The 24109-nt window shown below is 73.5% G+C and carries 23 protein-coding genes and 1 tRNA gene; 9 read left to right on the forward strand and 15 right to left on the reverse strand.

The genetic code is table 11. The features are described from left to right. Positions 1–87: 87 nt before the first annotated feature. A complete protein-coding gene (locus tag FB462_RS15765; RefSeq protein WP_114849511.1) occupies positions 88–1137 on the reverse strand; it encodes an amidase domain-containing protein in 1050 nt (349 codons plus the stop codon). A gap of 73 nt (positions 1138–1210) precedes the next feature. On the opposite strand from FB462_RS15765, the gene FB462_RS15770 reads away from it, so the two are divergent. Continuing rightward, a complete protein-coding gene (locus FB462_RS15770; protein ID WP_114849510.1) occupies positions 1211–1594 on the forward strand; it encodes a hypothetical protein in 384 nt (127 codons plus the stop codon). A gap of 65 nt (positions 1595–1659) precedes the next feature. Here the strand turns inward: FB462_RS15770 and FB462_RS15775 are convergent. From FB462_RS15775 to galU, 4 genes are all read right to left on the reverse strand, one after another. Beyond that, a tRNA-Ala gene (locus FB462_RS15775) sits at positions 1660–1732 on the reverse strand. 84 nt (positions 1733–1816) lie between these two features. Continuing rightward, on the reverse strand, positions 1817–2923 hold the full coding sequence (locus FB462_RS15780; protein WP_114849509.1) for a hypothetical protein: 1107 nt from the start codon (positions 2921–2923) through the stop codon (positions 1817–1819). 119 nt (positions 2924–3042) lie between these two features. Further along, positions 3043–3705 (reverse strand): GNAT family N-acetyltransferase, encoded by a 663-nt coding sequence (locus tag FB462_RS15785; RefSeq protein WP_141862916.1) that lies wholly within the window; start codon positions 3703–3705, stop codon positions 3043–3045. Positions 3706–3795: 90 nt separating this feature from the next. Beyond that, positions 3796–4686, reverse strand: a complete 891-nt coding sequence (galU, locus tag FB462_RS15790; protein WP_141862918.1) for a UTP--glucose-1-phosphate uridylyltransferase GalU — start codon at positions 4684–4686, stop codon at positions 3796–3798. Positions 4687–4801: 115 nt separating this feature from the next. Here galU and FB462_RS15795 point away from each other — a divergent pair, with 115 nt between their 5' ends. From FB462_RS15795 to mscL, 3 genes are read left to right on the forward strand one after another with little or no spacing between them, the layout of a single operon-like run. Further along, positions 4802–5386: a 5-formyltetrahydrofolate cyclo-ligase gene (locus FB462_RS15795; protein ID WP_141862920.1), complete on the forward strand. Its 585-nt coding sequence runs from the start codon at positions 4802–4804 to the stop codon at positions 5384–5386. 1 nt (position 5387) lies between these two features. Further along, positions 5388–5714 carry an FmdB family zinc ribbon protein gene (locus FB462_RS15800; RefSeq protein WP_141862922.1) on the forward strand — a complete coding sequence of 109 codons (327 nt, stop codon included), beginning with the start codon at positions 5388–5390 and terminating at the stop codon, positions 5712–5714. A 56-nt stretch (positions 5715–5770) separates the two neighbouring features. Next, positions 5771–6271, forward strand: coding sequence for a large conductance mechanosensitive channel protein MscL (mscL, locus tag FB462_RS15805; RefSeq protein WP_058743106.1), 501 nt, complete (start codon positions 5771–5773; stop codon positions 6269–6271). Between the two features lie 118 nt (positions 6272–6389). Here the strand turns inward: mscL and FB462_RS15810 are convergent, their stop codons facing one another. Beyond that, positions 6390–6974, reverse strand: a complete 585-nt coding sequence (locus tag FB462_RS15810) for a CDP-alcohol phosphatidyltransferase family protein (RefSeq protein WP_114849505.1) — start codon at positions 6972–6974, stop codon at positions 6390–6392. Between the two features lie 355 nt (positions 6975–7329). Continuing rightward, positions 7330–11166, reverse strand: coding sequence for an AAA family ATPase (locus FB462_RS15815; RefSeq protein ID WP_141862924.1), 3837 nt, complete (start codon positions 11164–11166; stop codon positions 7330–7332). A 138-nt stretch (positions 11167–11304) separates the two neighbouring features. On the opposite strand from FB462_RS15815, the gene FB462_RS15820 reads away from it, so the two are divergent. From FB462_RS15820 to FB462_RS15830, 3 genes are read left to right on the forward strand one after another with little or no spacing between them, the layout of a single operon-like run. Continuing rightward, positions 11305–12177, forward strand: a complete 873-nt coding sequence (locus FB462_RS15820; protein ID WP_141862927.1) for an HpcH/HpaI aldolase/citrate lyase family protein — start codon at positions 11305–11307, stop codon at positions 12175–12177. Positions 12178–12187: 10 nt separating this feature from the next. Next, entirely contained in the window at positions 12188–12670 is a 483-nt protein-coding gene (locus tag FB462_RS15825; protein ID WP_141862929.1) for a DUF6264 family protein, read from the forward strand. Next, on the forward strand, positions 12667–13908 hold the full coding sequence (locus FB462_RS15830) for an FAD-dependent oxidoreductase (protein ID WP_141862931.1): 1242 nt from the start codon (positions 12667–12669) through the stop codon (positions 13906–13908). The genes FB462_RS15825 and FB462_RS15830 overlap by 4 nt, the downstream gene beginning before the upstream one ends. 13 nt (positions 13909–13921) lie before the next feature. Here the strand turns inward: FB462_RS15830 and FB462_RS15835 are convergent, their stop codons facing one another. Beyond that, a complete protein-coding gene (locus FB462_RS15835) occupies positions 13922–14659 on the reverse strand; it encodes a DUF6891 domain-containing protein (RefSeq protein ID WP_141862933.1) in 738 nt (245 codons plus the stop codon). Positions 14660–14812: 153 nt separating this feature from the next. Between FB462_RS15835 and FB462_RS15840 the strand changes: the two genes are divergently transcribed. Continuing rightward, positions 14813–15688 (forward strand): aldo/keto reductase, encoded by an 876-nt coding sequence (locus FB462_RS15840; RefSeq protein ID WP_141862935.1) that lies wholly within the window; start codon positions 14813–14815, stop codon positions 15686–15688. A gap of 128 nt (positions 15689–15816) precedes the next feature. On the opposite strand, the gene FB462_RS15845 is transcribed toward FB462_RS15840, so the two are convergent. Then, entirely contained in the window at positions 15817–16320 is a 504-nt protein-coding gene (locus FB462_RS15845; protein WP_114849499.1) for a hypothetical protein, read from the reverse strand. Positions 16321–16429: 109 nt separating this feature from the next. Between FB462_RS15845 and FB462_RS15850 the strand changes: the two genes are divergently transcribed. Beyond that, entirely contained in the window at positions 16430–17395 is a 966-nt protein-coding gene (locus FB462_RS15850) for an NAD(P)H-quinone oxidoreductase (RefSeq protein ID WP_141862937.1), read from the forward strand. A 105-nt stretch (positions 17396–17500) separates the two neighbouring features. Here the strand turns inward: FB462_RS15850 and FB462_RS15855 are convergent, their stop codons facing one another. The 6 genes from FB462_RS15855 to FB462_RS15880 form a co-directional block, all read right to left on the reverse strand. After that, on the reverse strand, positions 17501–18223 hold the full coding sequence (locus tag FB462_RS15855; RefSeq protein WP_208738948.1) for an amino acid ABC transporter ATP-binding protein: 723 nt from the start codon (positions 18221–18223) through the stop codon (positions 17501–17503). 89 nt (positions 18224–18312) lie between these two features. Then, a complete protein-coding gene (locus FB462_RS15860; RefSeq protein ID WP_141862940.1) occupies positions 18313–19191 on the reverse strand; it encodes an amino acid ABC transporter permease in 879 nt (292 codons plus the stop codon). A 4-nt stretch (positions 19192–19195) separates the two neighbouring features. Further along, positions 19196–20017 (reverse strand): ABC transporter substrate-binding protein, encoded by an 822-nt coding sequence (locus FB462_RS15865; protein ID WP_141862942.1) that lies wholly within the window; start codon positions 20015–20017, stop codon positions 19196–19198. Between the two features lie 132 nt (positions 20018–20149). Next, positions 20150–20653: a cupin domain-containing protein gene (locus FB462_RS15870; protein WP_229666866.1), complete on the reverse strand. Its 504-nt coding sequence runs from the start codon at positions 20651–20653 to the stop codon at positions 20150–20152. Between the two features lie 74 nt (positions 20654–20727). Then, the gene (locus FB462_RS15875) at positions 20728–22101 is read right to left on the reverse strand and encodes an amidohydrolase family protein (protein ID WP_208738922.1); all 1374 of its coding nucleotides are present in this window, start codon (positions 22099–22101) and stop codon (positions 20728–20730) included. Next, the gene (locus tag FB462_RS15880) at positions 22098–23798 is read right to left on the reverse strand and encodes an adenosylhomocysteinase (protein ID WP_141862944.1); all 1701 of its coding nucleotides are present in this window, start codon (positions 23796–23798) and stop codon (positions 22098–22100) included. Before FB462_RS15880 ends, FB462_RS15875 begins: the two co-directional genes overlap by 4 nt. Between the last annotated feature and the right edge of the window lie 311 nt (positions 23799–24109).

Below are 24109 nucleotides of genomic sequence, written 5' to 3' on the forward strand. Positions count from 1 at the left end.
AACTGAGTTCCGTGGCGCGGCGTGCTTCCGGTTGTGCGGGCGCCCGCGGCGGCCCGGCGGCCCGCCCGAACGCGCGCGCGGCGGCGGCTACGCGTCGAACGTGTGGAACCAGGCGGTGCCGCCCGGGTGCTGCACGGTGATCATCTCGTCGAGGTCCCGGTAGGGCCCGTCCTGGTTGTGGCTCGCCGACTTGATGCGGACGGTGCCGTCCGGCTCGGTGAACACCTCGGACACGATCGTCACGTGGTCGGGTGACTGATTCGCGTTCCAGTCGTAGAAGACGATGTCCCCGACCTTGACCTTGCTGCGCTCGTCGAGGGGCCGACGGGTCAGACCGAACGTCGACGCGTTCGCGCTGAGCCACGGGTCCATCGACGGGCAGTAGGTCCACGTCGCACTGTGCTGCGCCCCGCCGTCCCGGTTGTACCAGTCGCTCCGCTGCTGCCATCCACGCGCGATCAGCGTCTGGCTGACGTAGTTCGCGCAGTCACCGCCGATCGGGTTCATGGTGCCGTACTCGGCGGTGTTGTAGTCCTCCCAGTGGGCCATCGCGTACTCGAGCTGCCGGTCCACGTCGGTCAGGGCCGCGTACGTCAGCGAGCTCGTCGCGACGGCGGTCGACGCGTCCGGCACCGGTGCGACGGTCGGGCTCGGCGTCGCGGTGGCGTCGTCCTGCGTCGCCCCCGCCTGACCGTCGTTCGCGGCGCTGCCGTTGCCGTCCGACGAGCGGTTCGCCGACGGCGAAGGCTCGATCGCGGTGGTGAAGAGTGCGACGTCCGCGGCTCCGGCGGTGTACATCGCCTGGTGCGGAACCGTGAAGGTCACCTTGGTCGCCGAGGCCTGCACGTCCCGCGCGGCGACCCCGCCGACCGTGACCCCCCGGACGGCACCGAGGCCGGTCCCCGCGATCGTGACCGTGACCCCGCCGGCGAGCGGCACCTGCGCCGGCTCGAGCGAGGAGGCCGCGGGTGTCGCCGTGCCGGCCGCGCTGCCGGACCCGCCGGACGCACGGCCCGAGGCGGCCCCGGTGGGGTCCGATCCGCCGTCCCCACCACGGGAGCAGGCGGCCACGGCGAGGCCGATGCCGGCGACACCGGCGAGCGAGAGCAGCGAACGACGCGTGAACGAGGAAGACATGACCTGTCCAGGGTAGGCGACGGTGCGGCAGGATCACCCGTAGCAACCCGACCAGCACCGGAAGGATCAGACCATGCCCGAGAGCCACGACTTCTTCGTCGCCGCCGACCCCGAGTCCACCCGAGCCCGCGTCCGCGACGCCCTCGTCCGCGAGGGGTACGCCGTCGTCGACGGTGAGCAGGGCGCCCTGCAGGCCACCCGTGGCAGCCTCGGCCTCACGCTGCTCATCGGCGGCCTCGCGAACGACCGCACGTTCCACACCCGACTCGACGTGCAGGTGATGGTCGCGCCCGACGGACGCACGGTCGCCCGCCTGCTCCGCGGTTCCGGCAAGTCCGCGCTGAAGGGCGGTGCGATCGGGATCTCCCGCGGCAACCGCGCGTTCGAGCAGGCTGCGAACGCGATCCACGCCGAGCTCACCCAGGCCGGGATCCTGACGGACAGCATCGCGAGCTGACCGAGCACCGGCAGCAGGCCGGAGAAGCAGAAGGCCACCCCGCGGGGTGGCCTTCTGACTCGGAGTGGAGCTAAGGGGATTCGAACCCCTGACCTTCTCATTGCGAACGAGACGCGCTACCAACTGCGCCATAGCCCCGAGTGCTCGACCACACTAGCACCACGTCACGGACGATCCGAAATCGGTCCGACCCACTCGGGCGTGCCGCGCGGTCGACTCCGGTCAGACCGCGCGACGGCGACGCATGATCGCGTCGAGGTCGGCCTGCTGGAAGCCGTCCTCGTCGAGCACGCCCATGCCCGCCCAGCGGCTCGGCGGGGCCGGTTCCGCCACGGGCTCGGCGGTCGGGGCAGCGGCGGTCTCCTGCCCGCGCGGCTCCGGCGCGGGCGCCCGCAGTCCGAGCCGCTCGGCGAGCCGGCCCTGGTCGTGCGCGGAGAGCGAGGCGACCGCTTCCTCGACGTCCGGCCGCATCCGCGACACCCTGGCGAGCGAAGGGTCCGTCTCGGCGGCGCGGATCGCCGCGGCCTCGGCGTCCGCCTCGGCCTTCGCCGCGGCGACGCGCTCCCGCAGCCGTGCGGCGAGCTCCGCGGACGACTCCGGCGAGGGGGTCGGTGCGGCGGGGCGCTCGACGTAGAGCGGCTTCGGGACGGCAGCCGGCGGAGTCCAGGTGCGGTCGCGCGTGGGCTCCGTCTGCTGTTCCGTGGGCAGCGGCGGCGCCGGGTCCGTCCACGTGGTCGACGGCCGGGAGGCACGGCGCGCGTCGGCAGCGCCGGCTGCGGCACGCGCCTTCCGCGCCTGGGCGACCTGGTGCAGCTGGGCGAGCACGGCGGCGGACGCTCCGGCCGCGACGAGTCCGGCGACCGCCACGAGCCACGCGGACGGTGCGGCGACGAGGACGACGAGCGCGACGACGAGGCCGATCGCGCCGAAGGTCGTCGCGCCGAGCCGGGACCGTCGCATCCGACGGGCGGTCAGTGCGGGGACGGCCGACACACGCTCGAGCTGGGGCTGCTGCTCGGCGAGTCGCCGGGTGATCTCACGCTGCCGAGCAGCCTCGTGGGCGCGGACGATCGCGGCGCGCTTCGCTTCCTCGGACCGCGCGACGCGCTGCGCCTCGGCGAGCGACCGGGCGTTCATCTCGACGCGGACCTCGTCCGGCAGCTCGGCGGTCTGGGCGAGGATGCGGAGGGTCTGCTGCAGCCGGATGGCGTTGCGCTCGGTGGCGAGGTACTGGCGTCGGGCGGCCCACGAGGGCATCAGGTAGACGACCCAGAGCACGGCCGCGATGAGCAGGACGATGCCGCCGCCCCAGGAGCCGATACCTGCCATGGGGCAACGGTAGGGGTGCGGGTTCCCCTGGCGGGTGATTGCCGGTCGCGTGTTGCGCGGGTCGCGACGGATCCGGTGGAGGCGGGGCGCGCCTCCCGGCCGTCACTGGATGCGCGCGGTCACTGGATGCGGGGACGGGTGTCGAGCGGCATGGCGGCCTCGTCGCGGGCCGCCAGCGGCACGCTGCCGACGCCGGCCGGGACGCGACCCGCCACCCAGCGGTCGAGGACGCCCTCGCGGACCTCCTCCGCGACGAGGGCGAAGCAGAAGTGGTCGCGCCAGTCGCCGTTGATGTGGATGTAGCGGCGGCGGAGTCCCTCGTACCGGAAGCCGAGCTTCTCGACGACCCGCAGGCTGGGGGCGTTCTCCGGACGGATGCAGATCTCGATGCGGTGGATGCCGACGACCCGGAAGCAGTGGTCGACGGCCATCGCGACGGCGATCGGGGTCACGTTGTGCCCGGCGGCGTCCTCGACGACCCAGTAGCCGATCGACGCGCTCGCGAGGGAGCCGTAGGAGATGCCGGACACGTTGAGCTGGCCGACGAAGCGACCGTCGAGCTCCATCGCGAACGGGAGCCCGAGCCCGGCGCGGGCGTTGGCCTGCAGCGCGCGGATGCTGCCGCGGACGTCCGTCGACACGTGGCCGGACGGGTTCGTGGCCTCCCACGTCCGGAGCCAGCTGCGGTTCGAGGCCAGGGCGACGTCGAGGTCGCGTGTGTCCCGGAGGCGGAGGGGCCGGATGGTGACCCGCCCGTGGGACAGGGTCGGGATCGTCGTCATCGCTGTGGTTCCTCCGGTACCCGGTGGTCGGCCGGGTGGATGCACGAACGGGCCCGGGGGTGACCCCCGGACCCGTTCGCACGGGGTCGGCTATTCGCCCGCGTTGAACTCCTTGAGCCACGACTTGAGGTCGGGGCCGAGGTCATCGCGGTCCGAGGCGAGCTGCACGATCGCCTTGATGTAGTCGAGTTTGTCACCGGTGTCGTACCGACGTCCACGGAACACGACGCCGTACACGCCGCCGGTCCACTCCTCGGCGCCGGCCATCTTCATGAGGGCGTCGGTGAGCTGGATCTCGCCGCCCTTGCCCGGCTCCTGCTTCTCGAGGACGTCGAAGACCTCGGGGCGGATGACGTAGCGGCCGATGATGGCGAGGTTCGAGGGGGCTTCGCCCTGCGGGGGCTTCTCGACCAGGCCGGTGATCTTCACGACGTCGTCGGTGTCGGTCTCCTCGACCGTCGCGATGCCGTACATGTGGGTCTGCGAGGCCGGGACCTCGAGGAGCGCGACGATCGTCGCGTTCTTCTCGCCCTGGACCTCGATCATGCGCTTGAGGAGCGGGTCGCGGGCGTCGATGATGTCGTCACCGAGCAGGACCGCGAACGGCTCGCGCCCGACGTGCATCTTGGCCCGGAGCACCGCGTGGCCGAGGCCGAGCGGGTCGCCCTGGCGGACGTAGTGCATGTCGGCGAGGTCGGTCGACTGGTTGACCTTCTGGAGCTTCTCGTGGTCGCCCTTCTTCTTCAGGGTCTCCTCGAGCTCGGACACGTGGTCGAAGTGGTTCTCGAGCGCGTTCTTGTTGCGCCCGGTGATCATCAGGACGTCGGTGAGTCCGGCGCCGACGGCCTCTTCCACCACGTACTGGATCGCCGGCTTGTCGACGACCGGGAGCATCTCCTTCGGCATCGCCTTGGTCGCGGGGAGGAAGCGCGTGCCCAGGCCTGCGGCCGGGATCACCGCCTTCGAAATCTGGAAGCCCATGCCGTCGAACGTATCGGATGACCCCTGCACGGGGCATGTCGTCACTGCTGGGGACACGGCTTCCCGCGTCGAGCGGCGGGAAGCCGCATCGAGCCCGCTCGCTAGACTCCTCGCCATGACCGCCGACCTCGGGAACGAGAAGCGAGCCCTGCGGGCCGAGCTCCGGCAGCGCCGGCGCACCCGGACCGCGACCGAACGGGACGGCGACAGCCTCGCCCTGACCGCGACCCTGCAGCGCTTCGTCGAGGAACGGCAGGTCCGCTCCCTCGCACTGTACCTGTCGGCGCCGGACGAGCCCGACGTGCGACCGTTCCTGAACTGGGCGCACGAGCACGGCGTGCGGGTGCTCCTGCCGGTGACCCGCGAGGACGGCTTGCTCGACTGGGCCGTCGGCGACGGCGAGTCCGAGCGCGAGGGCCTGTCGGGCATGCCCGAGGTGGTCGGCGAGGTGCTCTCCCCACTCGCCCTCGGCGACGTCGACGCGATCCTGACCCCCGCGGCCGCCGTCGCGAGGGACGGCTGCCGGATGGGCTGGGGCCGCGGCTACTACGACAAGACGCTCGGGTCCATGGCGAACCGTCCGCCCGTCTATGCTGTGATCTTCGACGCGGAGTACCTCGACGAGGTCCCGCGCGAGGCCCACGACGAACCCGTCGACGGCATCATCACGCCGTCGCGCATCATCACCTTCCGGAGCTAGGGTGCCCACCTACTCGTACCGCTGCACCGCGTGCGACAACGCCTTCGACGTCAAGCAGTCGTTCTCCGACGCCGCACTCACCGAGTGCCCGGTGTGCGGGGGCGTCCTGCGCAAGGTCTTCTCCCCCGTCGGCGTGACGTTCAACGGCGGCGGCTTCTACCGCACCGACTCGCGGTCGACGCCCTCGTCCGGTGGCCCGTCGTCGGGTGGCTCGTCGTCGGGTGGCTCGTCGTCCGGCGGCTCGTCGTCCGGTGACTCCTCGTCGAGCACGTCGAAGGCCGCACCGAAGAAGACCGAGTCGAAGCCGGCCGCGCCCAGCGCCTCCTGACGAGGACTCGTCCCCGTCGGTACGGTGGGGTCTCCTCGACACGGAAGGAGGCCCGCGTGAAGGGCTTCAAGGAGTTCCTGCTCCGCGGGAACGTCATCGACCTGGCCGTCGCGGTCGTCATCGGTGCGGCGTTCACCGCCATCGTGACCGCGATCGTCAACGCCGTCATCAACCCGGCGATCGGCGCGGTCTTCAACGCGTCGAGCCTGGACAAGGCGCTGCCCGTCGCGATCCCGACCGTCTCGGGCGGCGAGGCGGTGATGTACTTCGGCGCGGTGATCGGCGCGGTCATCAACTTCGTCATCGTCGCGGCGGTCGTGTACTTCGCACTCGTGCTCCCGGTGAACCACCTCAAGAAGCTCGCCTTCGAGCGGGTGCAGAAGAACCAGGAGCAGACGCCGCAGGACGTCCCGCCGACGGACGTCGAGGTGCTGCTCGAGATCCGCGACCTGCTGCGCACGCAGAACGGCGCCGCGGTCGGCACGGGTGGCGGGGCGCACGTGGCCCCGTCGACCGCGCCCGAGGGTCCGGGGATCGCCGGCACGACCAAGCTGTAGCGCGCTGGGCGACCGCGGTCGCCCCGCTCCGAACCACGGAACCGACGTCGAACCATGCACGTGTGCTGATTCCACGTCGGTTTCGTGGTTCGATCCGCCCGCGATGGCGGGCGGCGCGTCAGCGCGCGCGGGACTCCGCGCGGTGCTTCGCGGCGAGGGCCCTGGCGTACTGCACGCCCGCGACGACGTGTCCGATCGTCCCCGCCCAGACGAACACGAGCGCGGTGACCCGCACCCAGTCGTGGTCGGCCGCGAACGACGTCGACGAGAACAGCAGCAGCGGCAGGCCGACGAACAGCAGGGCCGAGCGCACCTTGCCGGTCCAGGTGACGTCGAGGTCGGGATCGCCACGGAACCACAGCCCGGACAGCAGCGCCAGCACCGCGTCGACGAGCACGATGATCGCGACGCTCGGCCACGGCAGCAGTCCGACGAGCACGAGCGACAGCACGATCGCGATGATGGCGAGCCGGTCGGCGATCGGGTCGAGGGCCTTGCCGAGCTTCGAACCCTGGTCGAACTTCCGCGCGATGAACCCGTCCGCCCAGTCGCTCACGCCGAGGACGACGAGGGTCACCAGGGCCCAGCCCGAGTGGTGTGCGACGACGAGCCCGATGAACACCGGGATCAGCAGGAAGCGGACCACCGTGATCAGGTTCGGCCACGTCTGCCAGTCGGGGCGCTGCCGCACGGTGTCAGTCATCGCGTCCCAGGCTACCCGTCACCAGTGCGGGGGGACGTCGCGGCGGAGCTGGTCGTCGTTCTCCCCCGTGCGGTGCCGCGGCGGTTCCGGTGCGGGAGCGGGGTCGCTGCCCGGCACCGGCTGGGTGGTGACGCGCCGACGGGGTCGCGCCGTGCCTCCAGGCCGGTCCCCCGTCTCCGGTCCGGCAGCCGCCGGCCGGACGGGAGGCGCGGGGTCCGGCGCGTCGTCGGCCCGCGTCCACGTGCCCACCAGCTGGTCCGTGTCGGGCGTCACCGGTCCCGCGGGCCGGTGCGCCCTGCGGCTCATCGGCGGGCGGGGCCCGGAGCGGGCACGCGGGGCGCGAGATCCGACGCGCTCATCGGCGGGCCGGGATCGGCGGGATGCTGATCTCCTGGGTGGCCCCGCGGTCGACGCCGAGCACCGACGCGACCGTGTCCGCGACGCGGTCCGGGTCGGAGAACAGCTGGAAGGCGTGCACACGCACGTAGTGCCAGCCGAGTCGACGGAGCACCTCGGGACGGAGTCGCAGGCTCTCGCGGAGCGACCCGCGGACGAGCGACGCGTCGGTCTCGATCGTGACGCAGACCCCGCCGTGCGCGGCCACCAGGCCGAGCTTCCCGCGGTGCCCGAGCGCCACCGGGATGCCGCGCATCTCGAGGCGTCGCGCCAGGTCGACGAGCAGCGGGTCGGAGTCGTCCGGCACGTACTCGGCCGTGGTGCGCGCGCGGACCTCGGCGAGGATCTCGGCCAGCGCGACGGTGCCGTGCCCCATCCGCTCGGCCTCGATGTCGGACGGCTGGAAGCACGTGACGATGACCATCGAGCGGCGCGCACGGGTCATCGCGACGGCGAGCAGGCGCTCCCCGCCCGGCTTGCCGAGCGCCCCGAAGTCGCGGAGGACCCGGCCGTGCGGCGTCCGCCCGTAGCCGATCGAGAACACGACGCGGTCGCGGCTCTGGGCGACCGACTGCTCGAGCGTCGCGACGATGAACGGCTCGGCCCGGTCGCCGATGACGAACTCGGTGAGGTCCTTGTGTCCCTGCGCGGCCGTCAGGACCGCCTGCTCGACGCGGACGGCGTGCTTCGCGGAGGCCGTGATGACCATGAGCGACTCGGACGGCCGGGTGCGGGCGTGCTCCATGACCAGCCGGACGACGCGGTCCACCTCGGCATCGACGCTCTCGACGGCGCCGGACTCGGGGTCCGGGACCGCCTTGCCGTCGCTGACGTAGTCGATCGCGATCGAGCCGTGCCCGAGGAACGACCCGGCCCACGGCAGCGACTCGATGCGGCCGCCGTAGAAGCGCCGGTTCACGAGCTCGGCGAGGTCCTCGCCGCCGGCGCGGTACGACCGCGTGAGCGACAGGGTCGGCAGCAGCGTGGAGAGCTTCGCCAGCGCGGAGTCGGCGTGCAGGGCGTCGAGCGTGCCCTCGTCCACCTGCAGGGCGCGGTGGTCGGGGTCGACGGCGATCCGGAACGGCGACGGCGTCTGCGTCACCGGGTCGCCGAACGCGACCGTCTGCCGGGCGCGACGGATCGCACCGACGGTCTCGGCGATCGTGACGGCGCCGGCGTCGACCAGGATGACCGTGTCGAACGGCATCGTGTCGGCGATCTGCGCGACCTCGTACGGCGATGCGAGCCACACGGGCGCGATCGACCGGGACAGGTGCGGCGCGGAGTCCTGGAGCAGGCGCGAGGTGATCGCGCCCTCCTTGAGCTGAGTGCGGAGTGCGGTCGCCTCTTCCGGCCAGTCGACGAGACCGACCTTCCAGTTCTCGGCGAGCTGCCACGCCAGACCCTGGGACACCCCGGCGGCGTGCGCGTCGTCGACGAGCCGGAAGTCCGCCTCGACGCGGTCGAGCATGTCGGTGTTGCCACCGAGCAGCGCCCGGTCGGACTCGAGCATGGTCTCGAGGGCGGACTGCCACCACGCGAGCTCGAGCTCGGCGGGCACCTGGGTGTCCGGGACGTGGCGGTTCGCCAGGTCGGTGATGAGCGGCTCGAGCTGCAGGTCGCGCAGGGTCTGCATGAGCTCGGTGCGCTCCTGCAGGTTGTGCAGGACGTCGGACTCCTCGGCCAGGCGCGCGATCGTGGGGACGAGCTCGTCGATGGGCAGGTTGGCCAGCTGGGTCTCGCGGGATGTGCGGCCGAGCGGCTCGTCCAGGCGCGCGAGGTCCTGCACGACGTTCGAGAAGAGCACCTGGACGTCCCCGATGCCCGTGGGCACCTCGGGGTTCACGCCGGCGGCGACGTACCGCTGCCAGAGCACGCGCTGCTGCTGCACGCGGGTCAGGGCCTCGTGCAGGTCGGACACGTGCACGCCCGGGCGGACGTACTCGCGCGCGAGCTTCTTCAGCCGGCGCCGGTTCGTGGACGACATCGGGGCGCCCTCGCCGCGCGGGGCGGTGGCGGCGACGAGCTCGGCGACCGAGCGGTCGAACACGACGGGCAGGAAGCGGTCGAGCGTGTCCCGGATCTCGGTGAGCAGGCGGAGGTAGATGCCGAGCTCGTTGATGGTCGTGAACTGCCGCATGTGCGTCGAGGCGACGAGGTCCTGCGCGCGCCGGAGCAGCGTCGGCAGCCCGTCGGCGTCGAGGTCCTGCGCGGTGCGGTGCGCCCGCTGCGCCCCGTCGCTCGAGCCGAACTTCGCGCCGTACCAGGGCGAGTCGTCGGGCCCGTAGCGGAACTCGCCGAGGTTCGCCGCGCTGACCATGGTCTCGGCGACGCGCGAACGCCCCTCGACCATGCTCGTCACCGAGGTGGACGACAGGCGCGCGGTCGTCGACGGCGGCACCGGCAGGAGCGAGAGCCGGGACAGCTCGACCAGGCAGTCGAGCACGGAGACGCGGAAGTGCCGGTCGACCCGGGTCAGCGAACCGCGGTAGTCCGTGAGGACCTTGCGGAGCCGGACCAGGGCGTCGTCGACCTCGCGGAGGTTCGGCCTGGACGCCTTCTCGTTCCGGGCGATCGCGCGGACGACGTCACGGCGGAGCGTCGACGGCGTGACGGCGACCCCGGGGAGCTGCACCTCGGCGAAGCGCGCGGCGATCCCCCGCAGGGTCGCGCGGCGCGGGCTGACCACGAGGACGCGTTTGTTCGCCGCGACGAGCCCGCCGAGCGCGTTCACGATGGTCTGCGTGCCGCCGGTGCCGGGGAGGGTCTTCACCACGATCGAGTTGCCGGCCGTGATCTGCGCGATCACGTTCTCCTGCTCGTCGTCGGCGTCGAGCAGGAGCGTGTCGGTCTCGGGGCTGCGCTCGTCCGACGGCGTCTGCTCGACCGGGTGGTACGACTGCTCGACCTGCCACTTGGCGCTCGGGTTGCCGGCGAGGGCGTCGAGGACCGGGTGCGACAGGTCCTCGGTGTCCTCGACCAGGCCGCTCGCGACCTCGGCGAAGGTCGACACGACCAGGCGCGCGTGCACCGAGAAGCCGGGGATGTGCGCGGTCAGGCCGCGGAGCCGGTCGATGACCGGGTTCGGCGTGAACGAGCCGTCCTGCTGCGCGAGAGCGACGAAGGACTGCGCGTCGAGGATGACGCCGTACTGCTCGTGCAGGGCGTCGGCGAGGCCCGGGTTCAGGACGGGTTCGCCGAGCAGACGGACCTCGAAGTCGCGGCCGTGGCGTCGGATGGCCAGCGGGCGGAGGAGCACGGGGCCGCGGAAGTGCTCGTCGGCGTGCGTCCAGTCGGCCATGCCGATGCCGAGCTCGACCGCGTCGATGCCGCGGACCGTGGCGAGCTCGGTGCCCTTCTCCTCGACCCGGGCGGCGGCGACGCGGGCGGCGCGGAGCGCCACCTCGTCGCGGATCAGGCTGGAGAGCAGGGTGGTCTTGCCGGTGATGAACTGCGCGAGGCCACCCGGGTGGGTGGTCGAGAGCTCGATGCGGGTGCGCGGGTGGTCGCTGAAGTGCGTGAGGGGGCTGACGCCGCCGACCCCGGTCAGCTGCTTCCGCCACGCGTCCCACGCGGGTTCCGCGGCGTTGCCGGCCTGGAGGCGCGGATCACCCAGGCTGATCGCCTGCGGACTCGTGAGCTGCAGCTCCGGCCGCAGGGTCCGGTCCGGTTCGTCCGTCACGACGTTCGCTCCCTGCTCCACCTGCTGGTCGTCCTGCTCCCCCCGGCCGTCGGCGGGCACGGCGCGGCCGCGCGCGGGGACGTCGCCGTTCGCGTCGCCCTCGTCGTCGGTCACCCTGTCCGCTCGCCACACATCGGACACTGTAGGCGGAAGCGACCGCCCTCTCTGGCAATGAACCGAGGTTTCCGGGATTCCGGGCCGCCCCGGGACGGTCGGGCTCCCCCGCCACCCGCGTGTGGTACCAACGTGGACATGGCCATCGACGACCGCACCACCACGTCCACCCCTGCGCCGGACCGGCGTCGATCGGTCCCCGCCGAGATCTCCCGTTCGTGGCTCCTCGTCCCCGGCACCGCCGCCGACCGGTTCGAGCGGGCGCAGCGGTCCCGGGCCGACCAGATCATCCTCGACGTCGAGGACGCGGTCGACCCCGCCGCCAAGCCGGGCGCCCGCCAGACGGTGGCCTCGTGGCTCGCCGGCGGCGGTGAGGCCTGGGTGCGGATCAACGACGTCACGACGGACTTCTGGGCGGACGACGTCGAGGAGCTCCGCGGCCTGCCCGGCCTGCAGGGCGTCATGCTCGCGAAGACCGAGTCGCCCGCACAGGTCACCGACACGTGGCACCGGCTCGGCGGCCACACGCCCGTGATCGCGCTCGTCGAGTCGGCGCTCGGCATCGAGGAGGCGACGTCGATCGCCCGCGCGCAGGGCGCCTTCCGACTGGCGTTCGGCTCCGGCGACTACCGCCGTGACACCGGCACCTCCGCCGACACGATGGCGATGGCGTGCCCGCGCTCCCGGCTCGTCGTGGCGTCCCGCGTCGGCGACCTGCCCGGGCCGATCGACGGCCCGACGGTCGGGTCCGCGCACGCGATCCTGCGTGAGCAGTCGCAGGTGGCGGTGTCCCTCGGCCTGACCGGCAAGCTCTGCCTGGACACCGAGCAGCTCCCGGTCATCAACGAGGTCATCTCCCCCACGCCGACCGACGTGGCCTGGGCGCAGGACTTCCTCGACGACTTCGAGGCCCGGGGCCGGGTGATCCGCGACGGCTCCGACCTGCCGCGACTCGGCCGTGCGCAGAAGATCCAGCGACTCGCCCAGGCGTTCGGGGTCGAGGCGCGGTAGACCGGTCCCCATGACCTGGTCGAACGTGCCCGGCGGTCCGCCGCAGTCCTCGCCCACCGGCGGTCCCCACGACCGCGACGCCCAGCAGCGGGCCGAGTGGGCGCGCGGCGGGACGACACTGTTCCCCGCCGGGCGCATCGCCGACCGGGTGTCGACCGTGCTCCTGCTCGTGTTCGGCGCCGTGATGACGCTCGTCACGGCGGTCGTCGGCATCGTCGCGCTCGTCTCCGCCACCGCTGGGTGCGACGCCGCGACCGGGTGCTCGCCCGGCGGCTACCTCGGCGGGACGGCCGTCGCGGTCGGCGGCGCCTTCATCGTCGGCGTCGCGACCGTGGTGCTGACGATCGGCGCCTGGCTCCGGCGGCGCTCGTCGTGGTGGATCGCCGCGATCGGCTTCGTCCTGGCGATCGCCGTGATCACCTGGGGCGGCGTGGTGTTCGCCGACGCGGCGGACGGTGTCGGGACGGCAGGGACCGCGACCGCAGCACCGTGAGGGTCTCGCGGACGTCGGTCGCCGTCGTCGGGGGCGGCCCCGCCGGTGTGGTGCTCGGGCTGCTCGTCGCTCGGGCCGGCGTCGACGTGCGGGTCGTCGAGTCGCATCACGACTTCAACCGCGACTTCCGCGGCGACACCGTGCACGCCTCGACCATCCGACTGCTCGACGAGCTCGGGCTCGGCGACCGGTTCCGGGCGCTCCCACAGTCGCGCCTCGACGACTTCTCGCTGCCCCGGCCGGACGGGTCACGGCTCGTGCTCGGCGAGTTCTCGCGGCTCCGTCCGCCGTACGACCACGTCGCGATGGTGCCGCAGTGGGACCTGCTCGACCTGCTCACCACCGCGGCGCGCCAGGAGCCCTCGTTCACCATCACCATGGGCACCGCGGCCTCCGACCTGATCGTGGAGGACGGGCTGGTCACCGGCGTGCACCTGACGCCGCGCGACGGCGGCGAGCCCGAGGAGCTGCGCGCCGACGTGGTCATCGCGTGCGACGGCCGGAACTCGGTGTTGCGTGCCGCGGCGGGACTGCGTCCGCGACGCTTCCCGGTCGGGTTCGACACGTGGTGGTTCCGGTTGCCCCGCCACGAGGACGACGACGCGACCGCGCTCGTGCCGGCCTTCACCGGTCGAGACGTCCTGCTCGCCTTCCCGCGGCAGGGGTACCACCAGGTCGCGTACTTCGCGCCGAAGGGGTCCGACGCCGCCCTGCGTGCCGCGGGCGTCGAGGCCTTCCGGGCGCGGATCGCGCGGCTGCGACCGGACTTCGCCGACCGGGTGGAGGGCATCCGGTCGATGGACGACGTGCACGTGCTCGACGTCCGGACCGACCGGCTCCGTCGCTGGTGGCGTCCCGGGCTGCTCTGCATCGGCGACGCCGCGCACGCGATGTCCCCGGCCGGCGGGGTCGGCATCAACCTGGCCGTGCAGGACGCGGTCGCGACCGCCACCGCCCTGGTCCCCGCACTCCGGCAGGGGCTGCGCGGCCGGGCCCTCGACCCCGCGCTCCGGGCCGTGCAGCGCCGTCGGACGCCCCCGACCGTCGTGGTGCAGACGGCGCAGCGGTTCCTGCACCGGGTGGTGTTCGAGCGCGCCTTCGCCGGGCGGCTGCAGGGCGGGCCACCGCTCCTGCCCGTGCTGCTCGCCCGGTGGGTGCCCCCGGCGCGGGGCCTCTACGCGCGGGCGGTGGCGTTCGGACCGCTGCCGGAGCACGCCCCCGCCTGGGCACGGCGCTGACCGCCAGGAACGCTCAGGCCGGCAGGGGCTTCTGCCAGCGGTCGATCCGCACCGCGATGCGCTGCGTGGTCTGCCCGTCCCAGTCGGCGTCGAGCCCGTGGTCGACGAGGGCCGCCACGACCGCCGAGGCCGCACTCACGCGGCTGTGCCGGCCCAGGACGGCCCGCCCGTCGGCGGACTGCTCCGCGAGCGCGACGTGGTCCGGCTCGAGGTCGGGCGACGGTCGGAAGGCGCCGTAGGCCAGGTACAGCAGCGCAGTCGGCTCGGCCAGCCGCTCGGCGTCCTGCTGGTGGAAGAACACGTAGGCCCACTCCCGGTGCCCGTCCGGCGCGGTCGGGTCCGGCGTCCGGGCGTCCGCGCACTCGGCGACGCCGTCGGCCTGGTCGACGCCGACCGCCATGCCGGTCACGAAGCCCTGCTCGCGGAGCGTGGCGAAGGCGTCCCGGAGCCGCTCGTACTGTCCGGATCCCGGCTCCCACGCGTGCTGCTCGGTCAGGCGCGCGGCCCAGCGGTCGCGGACGGCCCGCTCGACCACCGGCCGGAGGGTCTCCGGGTCGTCGACCTCGTCCTCGTGCACCTCGACGACCGTCTCGACGACGTCCTCGAACGGGGTGAAGCCGGGCAGGACGAGTGCGTCGATCGTCTCGGCGAGCGCCACGGGGTCGATCGCGACGGGTGCCGGCGCCGGTGCCGGTGTGCTCGTGTCGGGGGTCGCCTCGGAGCGCCGTCGTCGCCACCACCGGAACGCCATGCGCCGATGCTACCGAGCGGCCCCGTGCCCCGGACCCGACCAGACCGGACCGGTCTGGGCGGCGGACGCGAGCCGACCCGTGGGACGGGCACCGTGCCTCCCGGCCGTGCGCACACTGGGCACCCACCCGACGGACGGGCGCATGCTGGCGACATGAAGCAACGAGTCATCGGAGACGTGTCGGTCAGCGCGATCGGACTGGGCGGCATGCCCATGTCCATCGAGGGCCGGCCCGACGAACGGCGGTCCATCGCGACCATCCACGCGGCGCTCGAGGCGGGCGTCACGCTCATCGACACCGCGGATGCCTACCACCTGGCCGGCCACGACGAGGTGGGGCACAACGAGACGCTCATCGCGAAGGCGGTGCGCGAGTTCCACGGCGACACGGACGCCGTGCTCATCGCCACGAAGGGCGGGCACCTGCGCCCCGAGGCGGGGCCGTGGGCGCAGGACGGGCGGCCGGAGTACCTCAAGGAGGCGGCGAAGGCCTCGGCGAAGCGACTCGGCGTCGACGCCGTCGGGCTGTACCAGTTCCACCGGCCGGACCCCGCGGTCCCGTACGCCGACTCGGTCGGCGCGCTCGCCGAACTGCTCGACGAGGGGGTCATCCGGATGGCGGGGATCTCGAACGCCGACCCGGACCAGATCCGCACGGCGAACGAGGTCCTCGGCGGGCGACTGGCGTCGGTGCAGAACCAGTTCTCGCCCGCGTTCCGGTCGAGTGAGCCCGAGCTGGAGCTGTGCGACGAGCTCGGCATCGCGTTCCTGCCCTGGAGCCCGCTCGGCGGCATCGCGAAGGCCGCGGACCTGGGCACCGCGTACGAGGACTTCGCGGTCATCGCCCGGGAGCGCGGGGTGTCCCCGCAGGTCGTCGCGCTCGCGTGGGAGCTGCGGAAGAGCGACGTCGTCGTGCCGATCCCGGGGGCGTCCCGGCCGCAGTCGATCCTGGACTCGGTCGTCGCGGCGACCGTGAAGCTCCGCGACGAGGACGTCGCCCGGCTCGACGCCGCACGGCCTGCGGCCTGAGGCACGGGCGCTGCGGCGCGCGCGGCGCGAGGTCCTGCGCGGCGCGTCTGCCGCGCTCCCGCTCCCCCGGCGCAGCGACGCCCCGTCCGGCAGTGGTGCCGGGCGGGGCGTCGTCGTGCGGCTCGGGGTCAGGCCGTGCAGACCTTCTGGAACTCGGTGCCCGCGTCCTGGACCTTCTGCGTCGTCGCAGTGAAGGCGGAGAGGTCGGCGGACTTCGGGTCCTTCGCGATCGACTCGATCTGGGTGAGCATCTCGTCGTAGGCGGAGCGGAACGCCTCGGCCTTCGGCTTCACGTCCGTGTTCTGCACGGCGTCGACGCCGTCGGAGAGCGACTGGTCGAACTCCTTGAGCTTCGCGACGGCGGCGTTCGGGTCGGACTGCAGCGCGGAGACCTGGGACTGCAGGCCCTTCGCGGCGTCCTCGACCTTCGACTGGAAGGCGGAGCAGGCCTCGGCCTTCGACTGGGACGACGCCTGCGACGACGCCTTCGGTGCGCTGCTCTGTCCCGTGCTGCCGCTGCCGCTCCCGCTGCTGTTGCCGTTGCCGTTGCCGCCCGATCCGCCGGCCGAGCAGCCGGCGAGCAGTGCGACGGCGAGTGCGGCGGTCGCGAGTGCGGTGGTCTTCCTGGCCATGTGGGTCCCCCTGGAGTCCGTGCCCGCGCCTCGGTCGTGCGCGGGTCGCCGTCGACGGTACATGGCGGACGCACAGGTGGTCGCGGGTCCCGGGGCTAGCGTCGAGGGCATGCAGGCGATCACGGCACACGACGGCGCACCCCGACTCGACGAGCTCCCGGACCCGGTGGCCGGTCCCGGCGAGGTCCTGGTCGAGGTCGCCGCGGCCGGGGTGAACAACGCGGACCTGCAGCAGGTCGCCGGGAACTACCCGCCGCCGCCCGGCGCTTCGGACGTGCTCGGCCTCGAGGTCTCCGGCACCGTCCGTGCCCTGGGCGACGGGGGGACCGGGTTCGCGGTCGGCGACCGGGTCTGCGCCCTGCTGTCCGGCGGCGGGTACGCCTCGCTCGTGGCGGTCCCGGCGGCGCAGGTGCTCCCGGTCCCGGACGGCGTCGACCTGGTCGAGGCCGCGGCGCTGCCCGAGGCGGCGTGCACGGTCTGGTCGAACCTCGGGATGATTGCGGGCCTGCGTGCCGGGCAGACACTCCTGGTGCACGGCGGCACCGGCGGGATGGGCTCGCACGCGGTGCTGCTGGCGAAGGCCATGGGTGTCCGGGTGATCGCGACGAGCGGCGGCGAGCGGAAGGTCCGGGCGTCGCAGGAGCTCGGCGCGGACCTGGTCGTCGACCACCGCACCGAGGACTTCGTCGAGCGGGCCCTGGCGTTCACGGACGGCCGCGGGGTCGACGTCGTGCTCGACGTCGTCGGCGCGGACTACCTGGCGAAGCACCTCGCCGTCCTGGCGCCGAACGGGCACATCGCGGTCATCGCGGCGGGCAGCGGCAGGACGGGCGAGCTCGACTTCGGCGCGATGATGCGGAAGCGCGCGACGATCAGCGCCACGACCCTGCGCGCCCGGCCCCTCGACGAGAAGGCCGCGATCGTCGCCGCGGTCCGGGAGCACGTCTGGCCGCTCGTCGCCGACGGCAGCGTCCGACCCGTCGTGGACAGCGTGCTGCCGCTCGCCGACGCCGCCGAGGCGCACCGCCGGGTGCGCGACGGCGAGGTGGTCGGGAAGGTGCTGCTGCGCCCGTAGCAAGGCCTCCGCAGAACGCAACGTCGGCGGTTGCTCGCAGCGTCATACCGCTGCGAGCAACCGCCACGGTTGCGTTCTGCGGAACGCGAGACGCGGGACGCCGGGTCAGGCGTGGACGCGCGCCAGGAACTCGACGAGGGCGGGGTGCTGCGGGCGGTCGAGCACGTCGGCCGGGGCGCCCTGCTCGACGACCTCGCCGCGGTGCAGGAACACGATCCGGTCGGCGACCTTCCGGGCGAACTGCATCTCGTGCGTGGTCATCAGGATCGTCGAACCCTGCTCCTTGAGCTCGCGCACCAGGTCGAGCACCTCGCCCACGAGCTGCGGGTCGAGCGCGCTCGTCACCTCGTCGAGCAGGAGCAGCTCCGGCGAGGTCGCCACCGCACGCACGATCGCGACGCGCTGCTGCTGCCCGCCGGAGAGCCGGTCCGGGTACGCGTCCGCGAAGTCCGACAGTCCGATCCGCTCGAGCAGCCGCCGGGCCGTCGCCTCGGCCTCGGCCCGCGGGACGCCGTGCACCCGACGGGACGCGAGCGTCACGTTGTCGAGGACGCGCATGTGCGGGAACAGGTTGAACTGCTGGAAGACCACGCCGATGCGCGCGCGGGTGGCGTCGACGTCGATGCGCGGGTCGGCGATGTCGGTGCCCTGGAGCAACACTTCGCCGTCGTCGATGCCCTCGAGCAGGTTCACGGTCTTGAGGAGCGTCGACTTCCCGGAGCCGGACGCCCCGATGACGCAGATCACCTCGTGCCGGTGCACGGTCAGGTGGATGCCGCGCAGGACCTCGTGCCCACCGAAGGACTTGCGCAGACCGCGCAGTTCCAGGACGGGGACCGACGCGTCGGACGCACCACGTGCCTCCGGGCCGGTGGTCGGACGCCAGGCGCGGCTCGCCCCCGCAGCGGATGCCTCGGTCACACGGTCCCTCCGATCTGCTCACGGCGCTGCTGGCGCCGCGCGACCGCGTCGGTGACGCGGATCAGCGGCAGGCTGATCCCGACGAACAGGAGTCCGGCGACCAGGTACGGCGTGAAGTTGTAGGCCTCGGCCTGGGCGATCTGCGCGCTGCGGACCGCGTCCACGGCGCCGAGGATCGACACGAGTCCGACGTCCTTCTGCATCGACACGAAGTCGTTCATGAGCGCGGGCGTGACCTTGCGGATCGCCTGCGGCAGCACCACGAGCCGGAGCGTCCCGGCGTGCGACAGCCCGAGCGACCGGGCCGCGAGCCGCTGCGAGGGGTGCACGGCCTCCATGCCGGCGCGCAGGACCTCGGCGACGTAGGACGAGTAGGTGAGCACGATCGCGATGGTGCCCCAGACCTCGGGGGGCTGGCGCGGGAAGATCCCGAGCCCGGGGATGCCGAAGCCGACCAGGTACAGCACGATGATGAGCGGCAGGCCGCGGAACAGGTCGGTGTACGCCGTCGCGAGCACCCGCAGCGGGAAGAAGACCGGGTTCCGCAGGCCCCGGACGACCGCGAGCAGCGTCCCGAGCACCGCGACGCCGATGCTCGCGAAGAACAGGATCCGGATGTTCAGCCAGAGGCCGAGCAGGACCTGCGGGAAGACGTCGACGGCGGTCTGCGGGTCGAAGAACGACTGCTGGACGGCGGCCCACCCGGGGGTGCTCACCACGCCGAGCCAGAGCACCACCACGACGACGAGCGTCGAGACGACGGACACCACGACCGAGCGGCGGCCGCGCTGCCGGCGGTACAGCCGGCGCTCGGCCTCCACCGCGCTCGGCGCTGGTGTGGCGACCGGGGTGCCGGCGCCTGCGGGGACGGTCACCGGGCTACTTCAGGACGGGGGTGTTGGTCGCCGAGGAGAGCCAGGTCGTCTGCAGCCGCTCGAGCGTGCCGTCGGACTTCAGGGCGGCCAGCGCCTCGTCGACCTTGGTCGTCAGCGCGGAGCCCTTCGGCAGCACGAAGCCGAACTGGTCGCCCGTGCCGTCCTGCGGGAACTGCGCCGAGACCGTGCCGTCGTCGAGCTGCGCGCCGGACATGTAGAAGGCCGTCGGCAGGTCGGTGACGATGGCGTCGATCTGCCCGGACTTCAGGGCGAGGACCGCGTCGTCGTTCGAGTTGAACACCTGCGGGGTGACGCCGAGGACGTCCTTGACGCTCTGGATGCTCGTCGACCCGGCGGCGACGCCGATCGTGTCGCCCTTGAGCGCGGCGACCGTGGTGTCCTTCGCGGCCTTCGACTTCGTCGTGGTCACGACGGCCTGGGTGGTCGTGTAGTACGCCGTGGACATGTCGACGGCCTTCTTGCGCTTGGCGTCGATCGAGAACTGCTGGACGTTGAGGTCCCAGTCCTTCGGGCCGGGGGCGATCGCGCTGTCGAAGGTGCTGCGCTTCCAGACCACGTCGCTCTTGCCGTAGCCCATCTCCTTCGCGACGGCGTACGCCACGGCGGCCTCGAAGCCCTTCCCGGACTGCGGCTCGTTGTCCTCGACCCAGGGCGAGTACGCCGGGTCACCGGTGGCGATCGTGAGCTTGCCCGCGGTGACGTTGCCGTCGGCAGAGCTGCTGCCCCCGCCGGAGCAGGCGGCGAGCGCGAGGGCGGCGACCGCGGCGGTGGCGACGGCGAGGGAGAGACGGCGGGTGCGGGTCACGGGCGGGCCTTCGTCAGGAGGGTCGGGGGCAGGACGCAGTGTACCGGCGGCTGGGATACCAGCGCGACGCCGGCGACGGCACGTGACGCGCGGGGCGGCCGGGCCGGGTCGGGCAGGCGGGCGCGGGTCCGGTCAGGCGGGGTCCGCCATCGTGAAGTCGTCGAACGAGAAGCCGGGCGAGACCATGCAGCTCAGGAGCACCTCGCCGTCGCTCGGCAGGGTCCGCTGCCAGACCCCGCCGCGGACGAACGCCTGCGCGTCGTGCAGCCGGTGCCGGCCGGCGTCCGGGCCGAGCGTGATGCGGTCGCCGGGCTCGGGCTGGTCCCCGCTGCCGCCGAGCTCGAGCACGACGGTGTCGGGTCCGTGCCACATCCAGATCTCGTCGCTCGTCACCCGGTGCCAGGCGGACGCCTCACCCGGGGGCAGCAGGAAGTGGATGAGCGTCGCCGCGGGACGCTGCCCGGCGGGGGTGGCGACCTCGGAGGGCGAGGTCCACGTCCGGACGTACCAGCCGCCCTCGGGGTGCGGGTCCATGCCGAGCGCCGCGGCACGCTGGGGCACGTCGAGCCACTCGAGCACGCGGCCGTCGACGGTGCGACGGGGGACCATGCCGGGACGGGGTGCGGTGTCGGTCATCGGGACTCCTCGGGGGCGGGGACGGGGACGGGGACGGAGACGGAGACGGAGGACGAGCGCGCGGACGCGGTCGGTCACGGGACGGGGACGGGGGTGCCGGCGTCGAACGGGTGCAGGACGCCGTCGCTCGCACGGACCACCCCGCGGACGACGGTGGCGACGGCGCGACCGGCACCGTCCTCGACGAGCTCGGCGAGCGCGTCCGGCACGGTGCGAGCGTCGACGTCGAACACGGCCAGGTCGGCCCGCGCCCCGACGGCCAGGTGCCCGGCGCGGTCCGGCCCGACGGCCAGGCCCATCGCGTGCGCGCCGCCGAGGGTCGCGGCGGCGAGGAGCCGCTCGTGCAGGTCGCGGTGGCCGTAGCCCTGCGCGCGGGCGATGCGGTGCAGGGCCGTGACGTCGGCCATCGGGTCGAGCGAGGGCGACGACGAGAGCGAGTCGGTGCCGATCGCGATCGGACTGCCCTCGCGCAGGTAGTCCGCGACCGGGGGCGGGTCGAGCCCGATGACGGCGTTCGAGCGCGGGCAGAGCGCGACCGCGGTGCCGCGTGCCCGGAGCAGGGCCCGGTCGGCGGCGGTCACGTACACGCCGTGCGCGATGTGGCAGTCCGGCCCGAGGACCCCGAGCCGGTCGACGAACGCGGTGGCGCTCGCGCCGAACCCGAGCGCGCGCATCGCCCGGAAGGACGGGACGTTCGCCAGGTGCCAGTCGGCGCTGTGTCCGCCCCCGGCCGGTCCGACACCGTCGACGCCCTCGAGCCCGGGGACCGGGCCGAGCGCGGTCCGCTCGCCCTCGAACGCGGCCTCGCCGAGGTGCAGGTGCAGGCGGAGTCCGCGCTGCCGCACGATGTCGGGGAGCTCGAGCAGGGGCGCGACGTCGAGCGAGTACGGCGCGTGCGGGGAGAGTCCGGCGCCGGGGGTGGTCGGGATGCGCGCGAGCTCGTCGAGGACCTGGGCGCGGCCGTGCTCCTGCCACGCCTGGTTCTCCTGGTCCATGACCTCCCAGTAGGTGATCCCGCCGAGGCCGTACGAGCCGAGGACGGTCGCCGCCTCGATGTCCGTGACGATGTCCGCGACGCTCGTCACACCGGCGAGCAGCGAGGCCTCGGCGCCGGCGGACGCCTCGGCCCGCCAGTCGTGCGGCAGGGCGTAGTCGACGTTGAACGCGGCGGCCCAGTCCTCGAAGCCCTGGTACTGCCGCTGCCCGACACCCGCCATGCCGGTGTACTGCAGGTGCGAGTGCGCGTTCACGAGCCCGGGCAGCAGGGCACCCCGCCACCGCCGCTCGGTGAACGTCTGGCCGTCGAGCTGGTCGACGACCCAGGAGCGGTCGCCGACGTGCAGGATCCGACCGTCGCGGACCGCCACCGCGCCGTCGGCGATGGGCGGCGCGGTCATCGGGACCACCACGCGGGCGGAGTGGACGACGGTCGGGTGCGCGGCGCTCACGGCCGGTGGTCCGTCGACGGGTCGCCGAAGCGGTGGGTGCGGACGTCCGGCTCGCGGTCCGGCAGGTGGCCGGCGGGACGGACGGGAGGATCGCAGCGGCTCCCCCAGGCGGCGAGCGCCGCGCGGGCGGTCGCCTCGTCCACCGCGGGGTCGACCGGCACGACGGCGCGGTCGAGCTCGTCGCCGTGCTCGAGCAGCATCCGCACGGCTCCGAGCTGCACCGCGAAGGAAAGGTCCATGATCTCGACCGGGTTGCCCTCGGCCGCGCTCGTGTTGACCCCGGCGCCCCCGGCCAGGAGCAGCACGTGGTGGCCGTCCGGCCAGGTCAGGCGCTCCACGCCCGGCGCCTCGGGGACACGGGTCGCCCCGGCGGCCAGGGCGTCCTCGACCGCGACCTCGTGGTCGACCCCGCCGGCGACCGACACGACCGCGCCGGCTGCTGCGGCCCGGAGCACCGCATGGTCGATCGTGTCCGGCACCCCGGTCGCGCTCATCACCAGGTCGGCGTCCCGCACCGCGTCGACGAGCGGCGCCACCGCGGAGCCGGCGAACCGGGCCTGCAGGGCCCGGACCGGGTCGACCTCGGCGACCGTCACCCGGAAGCCGAAGGCGCGGAGTACCTGGGCGACCCCCTCGCCGACGGGACCGGACCCGGCGACGACCGCCGAGCCTCCCGGCCGGACGCGGTGCGCGGACGACGCGAGCCCGTCGACCAGGTCGAGCGTCGCGGCGACCGTCGATTGCCCGGTGCCGTACCGGTTGTCGAAGAAGGTCTTGCTGCGGGCGTCGTTCACGGCGACCACGGGGATGCCGAGCGTGCCGCGCGCCGCCATCGTGCGGAGCGGTCGGAGGCCGCTCGTCGTCTCCTCGGCCGCGCCGAGCATCGTCGGCAGCAGGTCCGGCCGCTCCTGGTGGGCGAGCCGGACGAGGTGCGAGCCGTCGTCGAGCAGGACGTGCGGACGCGTGTCGAGCATCGCGAGCGCGAGGGTCTTCTGCTCGGCGGTCGTCGCCGTGCTCGACGCGTGCACCGGCACACCCGCGTCCCGGAGCGCCTGCGCGACCGCGTCGTCGGTCTCGTCGGCGTGCGCGTAGACGACCACCTCGGCGCCGGCGTCCCGCAGGAGCAGCACGAGGACCGCGGTCTTCGGTTCGAGCACCATCGACACCCCGACCCGGGTGCCGCGGAGCAGGCCGCCGTCCCGGAGCTCGGCGGCGACCGCGCGCGACACCGGCATCGAGCGCCGGGCCCAGCGGATGCGGGCTGCCGCGGCGGGGTCGTCCTCGGGGTCGCGGCCCGTCGAGACGAGGAACACGTCGTCGGACAGCGCCGGGACGGCGAGCACCCCGGGGCGTGCCGGGGTGACCGGGCCGAAGGCGTCCTCGTCGACGGCGGGGACGTACCGGCCGGCGTCCACCACGACGAGGGTGGCGCCGCGGGGGCGGTCGGCCTCGCGTTCGACGGCCGCGGTCGACTCGGCGGGGTCCCCGACGCACCACAGCTGGTCGACGGGCTCGTGCGGCTCGGCCGGACGGGCGCCGAGTCCGGTCAGCAGGGCGTCGAGCGCGGCGGTGTCGCGGGGGTCGCCACCGACGATGCGGTAGGTGCGGGCGGCGACGAGCAGGTTCGTCGCGGCGGCGAAGCGGCGGACGGCTGCCGAGGCCCACGCGGCCCGGGCGGGGTCGGGTCGCTGCGGCATGGGGACATCGTAGGGGGCGGGGGTGGCGGGGCGGGGTGGGGAGTGGCTCGCCCTGGCCGGACCCGCGCGACACGCGCGGCTGGTGTGAATATCTGATTCCTGATGTTTGACGCCGCGGGACCGGTCTTCGATCGTTGAGCGCGGAGGAGATGATGCGCAGAGATCACCGAGGGAAACGGCTCACAGCCGCACTGCTGCTGATGACAGCAGGATTGGCTGCCGTGGGCGCAGCAATGCCAGACCAGGCGATCGTCGCCTGGAGTGCGGCGGTGCTCCTGGCCTCCCTGGCGGCGATCGTGACCCTTGCCATC

Source organism: Curtobacterium citreum, from assembly GCF_006715175.1.
Lineage (GTDB): Bacteria > Actinomycetota > Actinomycetes > Actinomycetales > Microbacteriaceae > Curtobacterium > Curtobacterium citreum.